The sequence below is a fragment of the Streptococcus parasanguinis genome, from assembly GCF_047465465.1.
Taxonomy (GTDB): domain Bacteria; phylum Bacillota; class Bacilli; order Lactobacillales; family Streptococcaceae; genus Streptococcus; species Streptococcus parasanguinis_AI.
In genome coordinates, this window is the sequence record NZ_JASGZU010000006.1 from 1 (window position 1) to 13,896 (window position 13,896).

General features: G+C 39.5%; 14 protein-coding genes and 1 rRNA gene. 2 read left to right on the forward strand and 13 right to left on the reverse strand.

From position 1 onward, the window contains the following. From QM351_RS09280 to QM351_RS09295, 4 genes are all read right to left on the reverse strand, one after another. Positions 1 to 76, reverse strand: a 16S ribosomal RNA gene (locus QM351_RS09280); the annotation flags it as partial. A 299-nt stretch (positions 77 to 375) separates the two neighbouring features. After that, positions 376 to 918, reverse strand: a complete 543-nt coding sequence (gene hpf / locus QM351_RS09285; RefSeq protein ID WP_049496195.1) for a ribosome hibernation-promoting factor, HPF/YfiA family — start codon at positions 916 to 918, stop codon at positions 376 to 378. Positions 919 to 999: 81 nt separating this feature from the next. Further along, positions 1,000 to 1,665: a ComF family protein gene (locus QM351_RS09290; protein ID WP_315376972.1), complete on the reverse strand. Its 666-nt coding sequence runs from the start codon at positions 1,663 to 1,665 to the stop codon at positions 1,000 to 1,002. Further along, positions 1,662 to 2,960 carry a DEAD/DEAH box helicase gene (locus tag QM351_RS09295; protein WP_414327241.1) on the reverse strand — a complete coding sequence of 433 codons (1,299 nt, stop codon included), beginning with the start codon at positions 2,958 to 2,960 and terminating at the stop codon, positions 1,662 to 1,664. The genes QM351_RS09290 and QM351_RS09295 overlap by 4 nt, the downstream gene beginning before the upstream one ends. A gap of 55 nt (positions 2,961 to 3,015) precedes the next feature. Between QM351_RS09295 and QM351_RS09300 the strand changes: the two genes are divergently transcribed. Next, positions 3,016 to 3,657 carry a YigZ family protein gene (locus QM351_RS09300; protein ID WP_049496186.1) on the forward strand — a complete coding sequence of 214 codons (642 nt, stop codon included), beginning with the start codon at positions 3,016 to 3,018 and terminating at the stop codon, positions 3,655 to 3,657. Positions 3,658 to 3,780: 123 nt separating this feature from the next. Next, a complete protein-coding gene (gene cysK, locus QM351_RS09305) occupies positions 3,781 to 4,704 on the forward strand; it encodes a cysteine synthase A (protein ID WP_003004014.1) in 924 nt (307 codons plus the stop codon). Positions 4,705 to 4,754: 50 nt separating this feature from the next. On the opposite strand, the gene QM351_RS09310 is transcribed toward cysK, so the two are convergent. The 9 genes from QM351_RS09310 to fmt all read right to left on the reverse strand — a co-directional run bounded on the left by QM351_RS09310 (position 4,755) and on the right by fmt (position 13,889). Beyond that, positions 4,755 to 5,120 (reverse strand): S1 RNA-binding domain-containing protein, encoded by a 366-nt coding sequence (locus QM351_RS09310; protein WP_023920312.1) that lies wholly within the window; start codon positions 5,118 to 5,120, stop codon positions 4,755 to 4,757. A gap of 1 nt (position 5,121) precedes the next feature. After that, positions 5,122 to 6,522, reverse strand: coding sequence for a bifunctional Cof-type HAD-IIB family hydrolase/peptidylprolyl isomerase (locus tag QM351_RS09315; RefSeq protein ID WP_414327242.1), 1,401 nt, complete (start codon positions 6,520 to 6,522; stop codon positions 5,122 to 5,124). A 44-nt stretch (positions 6,523 to 6,566) separates the two neighbouring features. Then, positions 6,567 to 7,199, reverse strand: coding sequence for a response regulator transcription factor (locus QM351_RS09320; RefSeq protein ID WP_049492345.1), 633 nt, complete (start codon positions 7,197 to 7,199; stop codon positions 6,567 to 6,569). Further along, positions 7,196 to 8,212 carry a sensor histidine kinase gene (locus QM351_RS09325; RefSeq protein ID WP_049516138.1) on the reverse strand — a complete coding sequence of 339 codons (1,017 nt, stop codon included), beginning with the start codon at positions 8,210 to 8,212 and terminating at the stop codon, positions 7,196 to 7,198. The genes QM351_RS09320 and QM351_RS09325 overlap by 4 nt, the downstream gene beginning before the upstream one ends. Further along, a complete protein-coding gene (liaF, locus tag QM351_RS09330; RefSeq protein WP_003003865.1) occupies positions 8,209 to 8,904 on the reverse strand; it encodes a cell wall-active antibiotics response protein LiaF in 696 nt (231 codons plus the stop codon). Before liaF ends, QM351_RS09325 begins: the two co-directional genes overlap by 4 nt. A 119-nt stretch (positions 8,905 to 9,023) precedes the next feature. Continuing rightward, a complete protein-coding gene (gene pknB / locus QM351_RS09335; RefSeq protein WP_315376956.1) occupies positions 9,024 to 10,892 on the reverse strand; it encodes a Stk1 family PASTA domain-containing Ser/Thr kinase in 1,869 nt (622 codons plus the stop codon). Continuing rightward, a complete protein-coding gene (locus QM351_RS09340) occupies positions 10,889 to 11,629 on the reverse strand; it encodes a Stp1/IreP family PP2C-type Ser/Thr phosphatase (protein WP_315376954.1) in 741 nt (246 codons plus the stop codon). Before QM351_RS09340 ends, pknB begins: the two co-directional genes overlap by 4 nt. Positions 11,630 to 11,650: 21 nt before the next feature. Further along, positions 11,651 to 12,964 carry a 16S rRNA (cytosine(967)-C(5))-methyltransferase RsmB gene (gene rsmB, locus QM351_RS09345; protein WP_315376952.1) on the reverse strand — a complete coding sequence of 438 codons (1,314 nt, stop codon included), beginning with the start codon at positions 12,962 to 12,964 and terminating at the stop codon, positions 11,651 to 11,653. Next, entirely contained in the window at positions 12,954 to 13,889 is a 936-nt protein-coding gene (gene fmt, locus QM351_RS09350) for a methionyl-tRNA formyltransferase (protein WP_315376950.1), read from the reverse strand. Before fmt ends, rsmB begins: the two co-directional genes overlap by 11 nt. Positions 13,890 to 13,896 lie beyond the last annotated feature (7 nt).

Consider the following 13,896-nt stretch of genomic DNA (forward strand, 5'->3'; position numbering starts at 1 on the left):
AGCTTCAGCGTTCTACTTGCATGTATTAGGCACGCCGCCAGCGTTCATCCTGAGCCAGGATCAAACTCTCATTAAAATAATTGTTTGTCTTAAACTCATTCTGTCACTGACAGATTTATTGTTTTTTTATTGTTCAGTTACTATAACTTCCGTTATAGTGCCCTGCACATTGGTTCGTCTTGTTCAGTTTTCAAAGGTCTTTGTCGCTCTCTCGCGACAACTATATTAGTATATCATGACCTGGACTTACTGTCAACACCTTTTTTCAAAAAATTTTATTTTCTTAAAAAATATTCTTACTTCTTTGGGTTATCTAAAAAATCAGGAGCAAAATTGCTCCTGATCCTTCTATAATTTAATTGATGTTTTTAATCTCTATTCTTTTACTTCCAATAGACCAATATCTCCATCTTCTCTACGGTAGATAACATTAGTTGTGTTGTCTTCCACATCACGATAAATGAAGAAGTCGTGTGCTAATAGATCCATTTGAAGAATAGCTTCATCTAAATCCATTGGTTCTAGATCAATTGTTTTTGAGCGAACAACTTTTTCTGTAGTTGTTGCTTCTTCTACAACTGCATCGGTAAATAACTTACCTGCACCAGATTTAATACGATTTTTCTTTTCGATTTTTGTTTTATTCTTACGAATTTGACGTTCAATTTTATCTACAACCAGATCAATTGAACCGTACATATCCTGAGACACATCTTCTGCACGAAGTGTAATAGATCCAAGTGGAATGGTTACTTCTACTTTTGCGGTCTTTTCACGGTAAACTTTTAAGTTTACACGAGCGTCTAGCTCTTGATCTGCCTGAAAATATTTTTCAATCTTTTCGAGTTTAGAAACGACATAGTCGCGAATGGCTTCTGTTACTTCTAGGTTTTCACCACGGATACTATATTTAATCATATTAGTACCTACTTTCTAAACATTATGTTTTTATTTATATGTATATTATAACGCTTTCATAAACTTTTTGCAAATCTTTTTTTATCTCGCAATTGAAAATGTCTTTATTTCTTTCACACCTTTTTCAATTAACAGGCGCTTCATTAATTCGATTGTTTTGCCAGTTGTGTATATATCATCGAAGATAAGATACTTTTGCCTTATTGGAACTTCTTCTTTTAATTGAAAATGTTGAGTGGTTTTTAATCTTTCTTCTCTTGTTTTTTTTGATTGTGCCAAGCTGTCTTCTTTTTGAAATAGAGTGCTGTACTTTATTTCTGCAAAATCTAGTATAGTCGAGACTTGATTGAATCCTCTCTCCTGCTTTTTTTCATGGCTAATTGGAGTTGGTATTATTGTATAGTTTCTATACTTTTTCAACGCTTTTTTGATGTCACTTGCAAATACCATTCCTAACAAACGATCTCCTTCAAATTTATATCGTTTGAAATAGTCTTTCATTGCTCCATTATATCTATATAAAGCTTCATGTTGAACAGTATTTCCTTTGTCTTCCCAGAACTCACAATCTTTACATACTTTCTCCTCCTTATCTTTAAAGCACCTAGGACAATGAATTTCGCCAATTTGTTCGAAGTTTTCTTTGCATTCTTTACAAATCCATTTTTCTTGTTGATTTATAAAAATAAGATCTGTGAAATGTTCACTAGTTTTTAACTCTTTATTACAAAGCAGACATTCTTTCAAAACCCAGCCTCCTGATTCATTTGTTTTATTTCCTTTATTGCTTTTTTCATTTCTTTTGTTATTCCATCTGATAGAAAGAGCAATTGGCCTGTTGGTCTTTCTTTGCTACGTCCAACTCTTCCTGAGATTTGTACAAGGGCACTTTTCGTAAACAAGCGATGGTTGCTTTCTAAAACAAAAACATCTACAAGCGGAAAGGTAACTCCTCTTTCAAGTATGGTAGTCGAGACTAGTATTGTTTTTTCTTTATTTCTAAATTCTTCTACAATTCTCAAGCGATCCTGTGTCTGAGAGGATACAAAACCTACTTTTTCTTTGGGAAAGTAGTTTTTTATATTCTCTTTAAATTGTTGCCCTAACTCTATTTCCGATACGAAGAATAACAATGGGTAGTGAGTCTGTCTTTGCTTCTTGATTAGTTTCAATAGTTCGTAGGGGATTCTTCCTTTTTCTATTTTTTCTCTCATTTTCGATACCCATTTTATTTCTGGAACCACTAGTGGGTTCCCATGGAAACGTCTTGGAAGACTATAACGGATGATTTCTTTTTTCTTAACCTTTTTATCTAACTCATCTGTAGAGGTTGCTGTTAAATAAAGGGTGTTCCCTTCTTTTTTTATCGCATTCTGAGCTGCTTTATATAACATAGGATTATCTACAAAGGGAAAAGCTTCGACCTCATCTATAATAAGGAGATCAAAGGCCTGATAAAACTTTAACAATTGGTGAGTGGTTGCGATTACCAAAGGTGTTCTAAAATAGGGGTCCGATTCCCCATGAAGCAACGATATAGAACAGGAAAAATCTTCCTTCATCCTTCCGTACAGTTCGATACAGACATCGATTCTTGGGGTAGCAATACAAACTGCTTGTCCACTCTTGATCGCTGTTGCTACAACCTGGTACATCATTTCCGTTTTCCCAGCTCCTGTCACAGCATGTACCAAGGCATTTTTTCCTTCTTTAACTGCTTGGATAAGCCCTTCAGATACCTCTTGTTGATAGGAAGTCAAGGTTCCTTTCCAGTTTAACACCTCTTGTCCCTCAAAGTCTTGCTGTGCAATAGCATAAAGTTTTTGATCACTCCGGATCCTTCCCAATTGGATACAAGCTCTACAATACAGGACCTCTTCACTCAACTTCCAAAGTTTTTGATCAATCATACTGCCACATCGAAAACATTGGTACCTTCCATTTTGTTTTTCTATAGTTGGGAGTTCTTGGGCCATTTTTTTTAAATCGTCTGTCATCTGACTCTCTGTTAAGAGTCTTCCATAAGCATCTTCTATCTTCATACTTATCAATTCGTAAAAATTGGAGAAAATCATTCTTTTTTTGTAAAATAAGAATATGGAATATATTACATTTAAAGAGAACGGCACTGTTCAAGAAGAAATCAAAAAATCGAAATTCATTTGTCATGTTAAACGCGTCTCTTCTGAAGAGGAAGCTAGAGATTTTATCAACGCGATCAAAAAGGAACACTACAAGGCCACACATAACTGTTCTGCTTTCATCATTGGAGAACATAGCGATATTAAACGGACTAGTGACGATGGTGAACCTAGTGGTACAGCGGGTGTACCGATGTTGGGAGTTTTAGAGAATCATCACATCACTAATAGTTGTGTTGTGGTGACCCGCTATTTTGGAGGCATTAAATTGGGTGCTGGCGGTCTGATTCGTGCATACGCTGGAAGTGTGGCTCAAGCAGTTCGAGAGATTGGACTTGTAGAAATCAAGGAGCAAGTTGTTCTTGGGATCACACTTTCTTATTCCCAATACCAAGAATTTGCTAATTTCTTAAAAGACAACAAATTGGTAGAACAAGATCCGATGTTTACAGATCGGGTGGCGACAACTATTTTTGTAGACAAAGAAGACACCAGTTCTATCACAGCTGCTTTAGTCGAATTTTATAATGGGAAAATCCTTATAGAAGATCAAGGAATTCGCGAGATTGAAGTACCCCTACTTTCTGTAGAAAAATAATCAAAGAAGCTATCGGCAACGATAGTTTTTTTTTATCACACCCATAAAATTTCTATATTTTACATTCTCCCCACAAGGGACTATACTGGTTAGTATCAAGAAAACCTAGAACTGAGGTATATTATGGCTATTTATGAAAATATTACAGAATTGATTGGGAACACTCCGATTGTCAAATTGAACCGTCTTGTTCCTGAAGGAGCTGCAGATGTCTATGTAAAACTCGAAGCCTTCAACCCTGGATCATCGGTTAAAGACCGGATCGCTTTGAGCATGATTGAAAAAGCTGAAGCAGATGGCTTGATCAAACCAGGTGATACCATTGTCGAAGCAACTAGTGGAAATACTGGGATTGGTTTGTCATGGGTTGGTGCCGCTAAAGGCTATAAAGTTGTGATCGTCATGCCTGAAACCATGAGTGTGGAACGTCGTAAAATCATCCAAGCCTATGGAGCTGAACTCGTTTTGACTCCTGGAAGTGAAGGAATGAAAGGTGCTATCGCTAAAGCTGAAGCAATCGCTGCAGAAAGAAATGGCTTCCTTCCTCTTCAATTTGAAAACCCTGCTAACCCAGAGGTACACGAGAGAACAACAGGACAAGAAATCGTTGATGCCTTTGGAAAAGATGGTTTAGATGCTTTTGTCGCAGGTGTTGGTACTGGTGGTACTGTTTCTGGTATTTCTCATACTTTGAAAAAGAATAATCCTGCTGTCAAAGTCTATGCCGTTGAGGCCAATGAATCCGCAGTCCTTTCTGGCGAAAAACCTGGACCACATAAAATCCAAGGGATTTCAGCTGGTTTTATCCCAAATACTTTAGACACTAATGCATATGATGGTGTTCGTCGCGTATCTTCAGAAGAAGCTTTCGAACTTGCACGCGCTATCGGTGGAGCTGAAGGATTCTTAGTCGGTATCTCAAGCGCAGCTGCTATCTATGCTGCTATTGAAGTCGCAAAAGAATTGGGTAGCGGTAAAAAAGTTCTTGCTCTTGCACCAGATAATGGAGAACGTTATCTTTCTACTACCCTTTACGAATTTGAATAATTCTCTATATCAAAAAAACTTCGATAGGTTTCATCAACCTATCGAAGTTTTTATTTCTTTTCTTGTTTGCTAAAGAATACCTTTCCTTCTTTAACCCAGGTCGGCATCTGTTGAGCTAAGGGCGCAAAACCACTCTTGTGGCGATCATTTGAAAAACGATGGTGTCGAATACTTCGTTGTGGTGTTTCTTCTAGTGTTCTCAGAGAGAGGCTAGCTTTCTTAGAATATTCATCAACATCGATGACTTGGACAAAGACTTTTTCTCCAATTGAAAGAATATCATGAATATTACTTACATAACCACTTCTAATCTCTGAGATATGAATCAAGCCCGTGACACCCGACTCTAGTTCGACAAAGGCACCATAAGGTTGAATGCCTGTAATGGTCCCTTCTAACTTATCTCCAATTTTCATATTAGTCCTCAATCTCGATGGTTTCAATCACGACATCTTCTACTGGCTTATCCATCATCCCTGTCTCAACAGCCGCGATCTCATCCAACACAGCAAAAGAAGCTTCATCCATCAATTGTCCAAATACGGTATGGCGTTGATCTAGGTGAGGAGTTCCCCCTTCTGTCGTATAGATTTCAGCAATTTCTTCAGGCCAGCCACCGCGGACCAATTCCTTTTTCGAATATGGGAGATGTTGATTTTGTACAATAAAGAATTGGCTACCATTTGTGTTTGGTCCAGCATTTGCCATCGAAAGGGCTCCACGAATATTGTACAGTTCTTTTGAAAATTCGTCTTCGAAGCTCTCACCATAGATGGATTCACCACCCATACCTGTACCAGTAGGATCTCCCCCTTGGATCATAAAATCTTTAATAATCCGATGGAAAATGACACCATCATAATAACCAGACTTAGCAAGAGCTACAAAGTTTGCAACTGTTTTTGGCGCTTGATCCGGGAACAATTGAATGTTCATCTTACCGTGATTGGTTTTGATCACAGCGACAGGACCGTCAGCCGTAGCAAGTTCTAACTGTGGTAACGTCAATTCTTTTTCAACCATATTTAACTCCTCTAAGGCATAGAATATGCCATCTTCTTCTAAATTCTTAGTGATATAATCAGCTTTTTCTTGTAACTCTGGGGCAGATTTTCCCATTGCGATACTAATTCCAGCATAATCAAACAGTTCTAGATCATTTAATCCATCCCCAAATACTAAAACATTCTCTGGCTTCAAGCCCAAATGATTTACAAGATGAGAAACTCCTGAAGCTTTTGAAGCTTCAAAACGAACAACATCTGACGAATGGGGATGCCACGAAACTAGGCGCAAGTCCTCTTGCAAAGAAGGGGGCAACTCTAGCTCACTATCCTGTTCATCAAAGGTCCACATTTGGAAAATAGGTTCTTTCAAATGCAGATCTGGATCTACGGGTAAGTTGGGATAAATGATGTCAATAGCATCACTGATCAAGGGTGTCCGATTAGACAGGGCAGCTTGATGACTAGCCACTAACCCATAATCAATCTCGGATTCTTTGGCCCAATCTACAAAAGAAGAAACGATTGCTTCATTGATTGGTGATTGGTAGATCACAGTTCCTTTTGTATCTTCTATATAGGCACCGTTTAAGGTTACTAGAAAATCAGGCTTTAAGTCCATGATTTCAGGAACAACCCCAAAAATCCCTCTGCCGGTTGCAATCCCTGTTCGGATTCCTTTTTCTTTCAACTGATGGAAGACGTCTTTGATAGATTCTGGGATCAATCCTGTTTCTTTTGCACGTAATGTATCATCAATATCAAAAAAGACGATTTTAACTTTTTTGGCTTTATAACGTAATTTTGCGTCCACTTGTCTCCCCCTTATGATCACGCTCTATTATAGCATGTTTCCTTTTAAAAATCTTCTTGATTCACCAGATGGTGTCGAAAGGCATAGACGACTGCTTGCGTCCGATCACTGACTTCTAATTTCGATAAGATGTTGGAGACATGGGTCTTCACTGTTTTTAAAGAAATGAAGAGTTCATCTGCTATTCGTTGATTTTCATATCCTTTCGTCAATAAAGCCAGAATATCTCGTTCTCTAGCTGTCAAATCATCATGCAATTCAGCATGGTTCTTTCGTGACTCAACTTTTTGACTAACTTCTGTCTCAATTGCAAATTCTCCCTTTGCAACCTTTCTGACAGCCTGTAAGATCTCAGTTGCTGACGAGGTCTTTAAAATATACCCTTTTGCACCGGCATCTAAGACAGGGTAAATCTTTTCGTTATCTAAATAAGACGTCAAAATGACAATTTTAGCTTCCGGCCACTCTTTTAGGATGGCTAGAGTCGCATCGATTCCATTTAGCTCTGGCATCACAATATCCATGATGATGACGTCTGGTCTTTCTTTCAGCGCCAACTCCACCCCTTCATGCCCATTTTTCGCCTCTAAGACCTGCTCAATATCGGTTTGCATGGACAAAAAGCTTTTCAATCCCAATCGGACCATTTCATGATCATCTACTAATAATACTTTCATACAGTTTCCTTTTCATTTTTATCTTTTACAAGGAGGGGAACGCGAATATCTACAGCCACTCCCTTTTGAGGACTCGTTCTTATTTTAATGGTTCCCGCCATGTCTTCTACACGTTCTTGAATATTTTTCAACCCATAACTCAATCGTTCCAATTTTTCCTGCTCAAATCCGATTCCATCATCTACCATCCGTAAATGAAGTTGTTTTCCTTCCTGTTGCAAAAAGACATCCATTTGTTGAGCTCTAGCGTGTTTCAAGGTATTGCTGACAATTTCTTGGACGATCCGAAATAGATGTTCTTCCATTTCTTTTGGAATGCTCACGTCATTATGATGGAAGACAACTGCTAGGTTACTCTTTTCCTTCAATTCTCTAAAAATCATCTCCATCCCTTCTACCAAACTTTTTCCTTCCAATTCTGTAGGACGAAGATGTAGGAGCAAGACGCGTAAATCATTTTGGGCTGTACCTAGAATATCTGACACACCATTTAGTTGCTGCTGGATCTGACTTTTCTCTAACTCAAGAGCCCGTGCTGCCACTCCAGATAAAATCATATTGGCTGCAAACAATTCTTGACTAACCGTATCATGTAGATCACGCGCAATTCTCTTACGCTCGATTTCCACAATTTCTTCTTCATTTCGCATCACACGATTTTCACTCTTTTGTAAATTTTCTTCTAGTCGAAGTAATTTGCTGTCCAATAAATCTAACTGTTGATTCAATTCTTTGGGGGCAATTTCTTTTCGCTGTGAAGCAGTCAGGATAGATTCTACCTTTTGTTGTACTGCATGAACTGTTACAAATTGCGTGATTTTGATAATTAAGACAACCAAAGCCGTCAATGCAAGCGTCAGACTAAAAACCAAAAATAGGAATGACTGAAGCAAGGAAAGATCTGAGAGAAGTTTGCCCCACTGAAAACCAACAAAATGGAAAATGGTATGACAAATGACCGCAACCACCATTAGGGAATAGAAATACAATAGGAGATAGTCTAATTTCTTCATGCGCGAATCACCTCAACATCCCCAACAATACCAACTAACACAATTTTTATAGAACGGTGCGATCTCCGATAGTGTGCCGTTTCAATGTCTATGGTTTCATTCCTCATTTTACGGACAGGAAGATCCAAAAACTTCAGATCTCCATACAGGGTGTTAATTTGTAAATGCAACTCCAAATCAATCGGTAAGATAATTTTTGTATTTCCAAAACCTTTCCGAATGATCACTACATTGTCCCAATTGCAAATGGCTACCTCCTCTAAATGGAGGGTGTCATTTCCAAAAACTCGGATTACATTCAGATCTCGATACCCTCGACTTTGCTTTGAAAAATGTTGTAAATCACCAATCCATCGAGTTTTTTCCTGACGAATTTTCGTATCCTCTTCAACATCAAACACAACGGCTTCATTTTCCTTATACATATAAGGGTAAGCAATCAATAAACCATAAACCACCGCAAATAAAATGGCTGCAATCACAAAAGGATTCAGCATCACGATAAAAAACAATAGCACACTCAGTGCGATCAAAAGAAAATTCGCTTTTTGTTTGCCAAAATAGTAATACAGAAGAAGCAAAAAGAGAACCATCAAGACAACAAATCTGGAAAAATCGATTGATAAAATGGTGATCGCTGCTAATGTTAACAAAACGGCTTCAACGAAAATAAAAATTTGTATTTTCCACATAGTCTACCTCATCTTTTCCTATTTTATCAAATTTTTCCTCATTTGACTTCCGTCTGTGGTTGGATAATCGCATACAATCAAAAAGACCCAGAAATCCATCTGAGTCTTAAACTGAATTATTAATCTCCACCAGTTGCACTACTGCTGGAACTTTCTGTATCCGATCGTTCAGCAGAGGATGAACTAGATGTTTCTGAACTGGATGAGGCTTTTGTACTCGAAGAAGCTGTCACTTTAGGCTCATATACCGTCAAGACAATTCGTGTTCGGTTAATGTCCACCGTACTCGAAACTTCTGGAGTTTGACTGACAATTTGACCTGGTAAGACTTCTACTCCAGCAGGAAGATGCGATGTGGTCTTCCGTTCAATATTTGCTTCCTTCACCCCGTATATCTGAACGAGATTAGAGACAGCAAACTCATAATCAGAACCTACATAATTTTGTAACTCGATGGAATTACTTTCCTTAGATACTTTCAGAACAACCTTTGTATTAGAAGTCAAATCATATTTTTGACCAGCGGTAGGAGATTGCTCAATAACGATTCCTGGTTTCACTTCATTAGTCTCGACTTCTTCAATCGAAATAAACTTGCTAGAAAGCTTATAGTTGGTTTTCAGATCATTTTCTGCATCTTCTCTAGACATACCAGTATAGTCTCGCATTTCAAAGGTACTTGGTCCTTTCGAGACAACCAAATCAATCTTGCCGTTTTCCTTTTTCTGAGCTCCAGCATTTGGATTGGTACGGATCACATAGCCCTCAAGTACAGAATCACTGTATTCTTCTTTTTCGTCTCCAACTTGAAGATCCTGATCTTCAATGATAGCCCGAGCTTCTGCAACAGTTTTTCCAGAAACATCCGGAACGGTTTTATTGGCCGGGCTCATATACAACAAGAAGGTAAAGGCTGCAAGAACTAGGGCAATGGCAACAAACAAGACCTTGTAGCGCGCCCGTAAGCGTCTTCTTGGCTTTTTGCTTGGGGCCATTGTCTGTTGGTTAGATAATGGTCGATTAGGATCTACCGAACTGATTTCATTGCGTACCTCAGAGATTGGAACAGGAGCCGTCTTTGGAGTTGGACTCACTTTTGGAAGAGTCTTTGTATCAGCTTTCGCTTGGTCTTCAAAAACCAGTTTTTTCTCATTTCTTCTCTCATAGGACAAACAACTTGAAAGATCCACATACATCTCTGCCACTGACTTATAGCGATCCGTCAGTTTTTTAGCTGTCGCTTTGATCACCACATTTTCTAGAGCTTGTGGAACATTCTTATTTTCCTCACGAATAGATGGGAGAGGCTTTTGAAAATGCTGCAAAGCAATTGTGACTGCACTGTCCCCATCATAAGGAATGTGCCCGGTTAACATCTCATAGAAAATGATCCCCATCGCGTAGATATCACTTTGAACCGTTGCTTTTGATCCACGCGCCTGCTCAGGGGACAAATAATGGACTGATCCTAACATCGAGTTGGTCTGGGTCAAGCTAGTCTCTGCAAAGGCCACTGCAATCCCAAAGTCTGAAACTTTCGCTGTTCCATCTGGTGTCAAGAGGACATTCTGTGGTTTTAAATCTCTATGGATAATGCCACGAGTATGGGCAAGACGCATAGCGAGAAGAATTTGCCCCATTAAACGAACAGCTTCTTCATTTGATAAAGGTGCATTTTCTTTGATATAGCGTTTTAAGTCTAAACCTGCAACATATTCCATTGCAAGGTATTGTTGCCCTTCTTCTTCGCCAATGTCTGTAATCCGAACGATATTTGGATGGTCCAGTTCTGCCATCGCTTTTGCTTCACGCTGAAAACGAGCAACTGCAATGGGATCTGTCTGGTAATTCGTACGCAGTACCTTGACTGCAACTTCTTCCCCATCTAAAATCAAATCACGCGCAAGATAAACATCTGCCATCCCGCCGCGCCCAATTTGTTGGATGATTTTATATCGCCCGGCAAAAATTTTGCCGATTTGAATCATGCTGCGTCCTCCTCAGTAAAGTGGAGCAGTACAACAGTGATATTATCCAAGCCTCCAGCATTATTGGCAAAACGAATCAATGCTTGAGCCTTCTCTTCAAGCGTAACATCACTCAAGACAATGTCTCTGATTTCATCTGGGCCAATCATATTCGTTAAACCATCACTATTGATCAAAATGTAATCATCTGCTTCAACAGTCACCAAACCATAATCAGGCGCCAACTCATCTTTTTGACCAATGGACTGAGTGATGATGTTCCGCTGAGGATGATGGGCTGCTTCTTCTTCTGTAATTTGACCTGCTCGTAAAAGAGCATTTACAAGAGAATGATCACTGGTCAACTGCTGGTATTCACCGTGGCGAATGAGACCAATACGCGAATCCCCAACATGGGCATAAATCACTTGTCCTTCTACAAAAGCCAAAGCTTCCAGTGTCGTTCCCATTCCTTTGTGCTCATCATCTTGCCCAGCTAAATGAATCCGACGGTTCACAGCTTCTAAATGTTCTGCAAACCATTCACGTACTTGATTAACCGTCTCGATCTCAGAAGAAACCCAGGCTGCACCTAGGTCTGTGACTGCCATTTCACTAGCAATATTTCCGGCACGGTGCCCCCCCATACCATCAGCAAGAAATACCATAGATTTTCCTGCCTTGTTTTTATATTGATTTGCATAGTCTTGGTTATTTGTCCGTCTTTGACCTACATCGGTTAAGATCGTAATATCCATACTGTCAGTTTCCTCCTGATATTATGACATTCTCTTAAAACGACTGATAAAGAAGCCGTCGCTTCCGTATAATTCGGGTGTAATAAGGATACAATCATTCTTGAGAATATCTTTTCTTTCGTGATCCAATGGGACTTGTTTGAAATTTGGATGGTGTTTCAAAAATTGGTCCACCACTTCAAAATTTTCTTTCCCCATAATTGTACACGTACTGTACACTATTATACCACCTTTACGCACACTTTGACAAACACTATCCAGAATCGCCAATTGAATAGCTTGTAAAGATATAAAATCTGCACCCTCTTTATTGTACTTGATATCAGGCTTTCTCCGTATCAGACCAATCCCCGAACAAGGTGCATCCACCAAAATTTTATCGAAAGCATCTGGTCCAAATGTTTCATAGACTTTTGTCGCATCTAACTTCTTTGTCAAAATTTTGTCCGCAACATGGAGCCGATTAGCATTTTCTTGAATCAATTTGAGTTTATGGTCATAGAGATCCAGGGCTGTGACCTTCCCAGTCGTGAGATAAGAAGCGATGTGAGTCGTCTTTCCACCTGGCGCTGCACAGGCATCTAAAACCCACTCATCCCCTTGCAAATCCAAAGCTGGCGCCACCAATTGACTGGACTCGTCTTGAATGGCAATGCGTCCTTCTTTAAACAAAGTGTGCGCTGCAAAATGTCCCTGATCTTTCACGAGGGCAGACGGGGCAAGTAGAGAAGATTTTGCTTCTAGTGTCTGAGCCAACTCTTCTTTTTCGTCAAGATCAATCACACGAATACTTGATTTATTACGCTGATAGAGACTCTTAAAAATAGCGCAAGAACGTTCTTCACCATATTCTTCGATCAATGCTTTGACCAACCATACAGGTAGAGAATATTCCACTGAATACCGTTTGTTCTTTCGCTTAATCGTATCAATAGCTGGTAGCCCCTCGCGAAGGAGCTTCCTAAGAATAGCATTGACAAACTTCTCACTGCCTTCTTTTCGACCTTTTGCTATCCGGACAGCTTCATTGACGATGGCATGGTCAGGAATGCGATCCAAGTAGACCAACTGATACAAACTCATCATCAAAAGATAATAGAGCCAAGGATCTAATTTCGTCCGGTCCTCAATCACGTGGGCGAGATACCACTCGAGTGTTATCTTCCGCGCTACGGTACCATATACAACTTCCGTAACAAAACTTCTATCTTTATCTGAAAGTTTAGAATTTTCTAGTGCTTGATTTAAGGCAATATTAGAATAGGCTCCATGTTCAAAAACCTCTTCTAAAACTCCAAGGATCTGTTCACGCGCATTCATTTGTTTACCTTCCAAAGCGATCTCCTACTTTCAATTGACGGCCCGCACCATTCAAAAAGTCTGTAATGGACATTTTTGGTTTTCCTGCAGGCTGAACAACTTTGAGAGATAGCGCGCCTTCACCTGCAGCTACTACCAACTCTTTTTTGCTCAAACCAATCACTTCTCCTGGATTTCCATTGCCTTCGCATAGCTCTGCTTCATAAACTTTAAAGCGTTGATCATTTAACAAGGTATGAGCGACAGGCCAAGGATTCATCCCTCGGATCTGGTTAAAGACTTGGCGGTTGGTTTTGGTCCACTCCAAAACTTCTTCTTCCGGCAAAATATTTGGTGAAAATGTGACCAAACTAGGATCTTGTGGCCTTGGCTGGATCTCCCCTGCTAGGTAATCTGGCAAAGTATCTAGGAGTAGATCCCGTCCAAGGACAGCCAATTTTTCAAACAAGGTTCCCACATTGTCCTCATCTAAAATTGGTAGAGAACGAGCTGCAATCATGTCTCCAGCATCCATTTCCTTGACCATTTCCATAATTGTAACCCCAGCTTCTTCATCGCCATTGATCAAAGCATAATGAATCGGCGCACCACCTCTATATTTAGGTAACAAAGAAGCGTGGACATTCACAGCGAACTGAAAGTTTTCTAGTAATTTTGTCGGTAAAAATTGGCCAAAAGCAGCGGTCACAATTCCATCCGCATTCAAGGATAGGAGAGTTTCCATTTCTGGACTACCTGATAATTTATCAGGTTGCAGAACTGGTAATTGGTGCTCCAAAGCTACTTGCTTCACTGGAGTCATTCGAATTTCTTTTTTACGACCTACTTTGCGGTCTGGTTGGGTCACTACTGCCAGAATTTCATAACGAGAATCTGCTAACAATCCCTTTAAAACGGTCGCTGAAAAATCAGGCGTTCCCATAAAAATTAATTTTGTCATTTTTCTT